The organism is Hydrogenophaga defluvii, assembly GCF_042665235.1.
Taxonomy (GTDB): domain Bacteria; phylum Pseudomonadota; class Gammaproteobacteria; order Burkholderiales; family Burkholderiaceae_C; genus Hydrogenophaga; species Hydrogenophaga defluvii_A.
Map to the genome: position 1 here is coordinate 1 of NZ_JBHTBZ010000072.1, position 2,451 is coordinate 2,451.

Consider the following 2,451-nt stretch of genomic DNA (forward strand, 5'->3'; position numbering starts at 1 on the left):
AACGAGTAAGGATAGATCGCGCGAAGCCGCGATCTGATCCGTTTGTTGGACGAGCCCGGTTCCAGCACCGCCCGTTGCGGCACCAGCAAATATGTTCTGGATTCCACCCGTTGCCGTGGCGCGTGATGCGCGTGCGGCCAGCGCGTCAGCAGATCAGGCGAACGATTTCCGTGCCTCGTGCCGCGCGGCCACGGAGTTTCAGCAGCGCATCTACAGCACAGCGCCAAACGCCGGCCGAGCCCTTCCGCCAGCGCCGTGTTCAGGCACTGTGCCGCCGAAGATCGTGAGCTCTATCTTTGCGGTGCAGCCTCGCACGCCAGCGGCGGCGGTGAGGTGGCGGCCATCGCGCCGGGCAAGATGCGCCTTCGCACCACATCCATCTCGGCCCCGCACCGGCACAACAACTTGGGCCGCTCGGCTTCATTGGCCGATGCCACAGGCACCGCGGGCGCCTTCGCTCGACGCCGCAGCGCCAGCAGGCGCAGCAAGGCGATGCCGCGCTTGCAGTTCGGGTGCAGGAACCCGTAACTGCGTGCGCGCCGGAACCCCTTGGGCAGCACGTGCTGCAGCACCAGCCGCAGAAACTCCACGCCGCTGACGGTGCGCGCCTGCATCGCCCCGGTTTTGCTGTCGCGCCATCGGTAGGTGATGCGGTCCCCTTCGCAGCGCAGGATGTCGCGCTCCTGCACCACTCCCCGGTACAGATACCGCCCCAGGTAGACCATCACCTTGTGGCCACTGCCGACCGCCTTGCAATCGACCACCCACTTCTCGGGCAGCGTGTCCGGCGGCTGCAAGCCCAGTGCACGCACCGCTGCCAGGAACCGCGCCCGAAACACCTGGGCCAGCGCCTTGTGGCTGAACAGGTAGCCGGCGCGTTTGGCGCCGCCGCGCAAGGTGCGCCACACGCTGCCATCCGGATCGATGGCAGCCGCCGGCAGCGCCAGATGCACATGCGGATGGAACGCCAACTGGCGCGAATGTGTGTGCAGCACTGCCACCGCACCCGTCTGGCCGCGTAGCTGCCGGTGGTTCTGGCCGAAGGTCGCGAGCGTCCCCCAGGCGCAGTCCATCAGGGCCGCGTACAGCGCGCGCTGGTGTTGCCACAACAGCGTGCGCAACTCGGCCGGCACCGTGAAGGTGATGAGGAAGTACGGCGCGCTCACCAATGCCTGGGTCTGGCGCGCGATCCAGCGCTGGCCCTCGAAGTGCTGGCAGTGCGGGCAGAAGCGGTGGCCGCAGGAGTGCGGCACCAGGCGCTGTGCGTTGCACTGGCCGCACTGCGCCAGCATGTGGGTTGCCAGACGCGAGCGGCACGATGCCATGGCCGTCAGGGCCCGGCGCTGGCTGGGCAGCACGGAGTCAGCGTACCGGGCCAGGTAGGCCGCAGCGAAGCGCTCGATGACAGTGGCCAGCGTGATCATCTGACGCCCGCCCAGTCCATGCTGAAGCGGCCCATCAGGGCCTCGATGCGGGCGTTGGCCTGCTCGGTGGTGTGGCTGGTGAGGTGGGTGTAGCGCGCGGTGGTCAGGATGCTGTGGTGGCCCAGGATCTTCTGGACTTCGAGCAGGTCCACGCCGGCCTCGATGAGGTGGGTGGCGTAGCTGTGGCGAAGACTGTGCGGCGTGATCTTTTTTTTAGCCCGCAGTCCAGCGCGACCTGGCGCAGCGTGTTCTGCACGCCGCCACGGTCCAGCGGAGTGGATGCCGAGCGCGCCCCGGCCAGGCCACCGTGGCGGTTGGGGAACATCAGCTCGGGGTTGCGGTGCGTGGCCCAGAAGCGGCGCAGCACCGAGAGGGTGGCCGCCGGCAGTGGCACCAGCCGGTCCCGGTTGCCCTTGGCGTCCCGCACGTGCACGCGGTGGCGCTCGGCGTCGATGTCGCCCACGCGCAGGGCCAGCCCCTCGCCCAGGCGCAGGCCCATGCTGTACAGCGTGAAGTAGAAGACCTTGTAGCTCAGCGTGCGGGTGGCGGCGAACAAGGCTTGCGCCTGTTCGACGGTGACGATGTCGGGCAGTCGCTGGGTCTTGGGCGGCTTGATGAAGTGGGGCATGGCCCAAGGCCGGCCCAGCACGTGCAGGGTGTAGAACTTCAAGCCGTAGAGGTCATGCTTGACCGCGCTCCAGGAGTGCGTGGTGATCAGGTCGCTGAAGTAGTCGGTGAGCTGGGCGGGCGTGAGGTTGTCGATCTGGTGGCCGAAATACTCGCCCATGCGGCGGATGGCGCGCGAGTAGACATCGATGGTCTTGGGCTGCAGGCCCTTGAGCTTGAGGTGTTTGAGGTGGGATTGGTAGCGCTGGTCGAACTCGGCGCGGGTGCTGCTCATGGCGTGGTCTCCTGAGGCGGTACGTTGCACAATCACTCCGTCCGGATTGACGGGGTGAGGTATGCAGCGTAGACAAGCATCAGGAATGCAGCGGAAATTGGCTCCGCGTAGCGGCTTCGTCCAACC

1 protein-coding gene and 1 pseudogene are annotated in these 2,451 nt (G+C 67.3%); both read right to left on the minus strand.

Features of this window, described 5'->3' with window-relative positions; all coding sequences use genetic code 11:
- Nucleotides 1-290: 290 nt before the first annotated feature.
- Nucleotides 291-1,424, minus strand: coding sequence for an IS91 family transposase (locus tag ACFQU0_RS19745; protein WP_382203638.1), 1,134 nt, complete (start codon nt 1,422-1,424; stop codon nt 291-293).
- Nucleotides 1,421-2,325, minus strand: a pseudogene (locus ACFQU0_RS19750) (tyrosine-type recombinase/integrase). Before ACFQU0_RS19750 ends, ACFQU0_RS19745 begins: the two are co-directional and overlap by 4 nt.
- Nucleotides 2,326-2,451: the final 126 nt, after the last annotated feature.

Bases quoted from the DNA above. Each gene is read 5' to 3' on its own strand.
- ACFQU0_RS19745 (WP_382203638.1), bottom strand. From the start codon at position 1,424: ATGATCACGCTGGCCACTGTCATCGAGCGCTTCGCTGCGGCCTACCTG.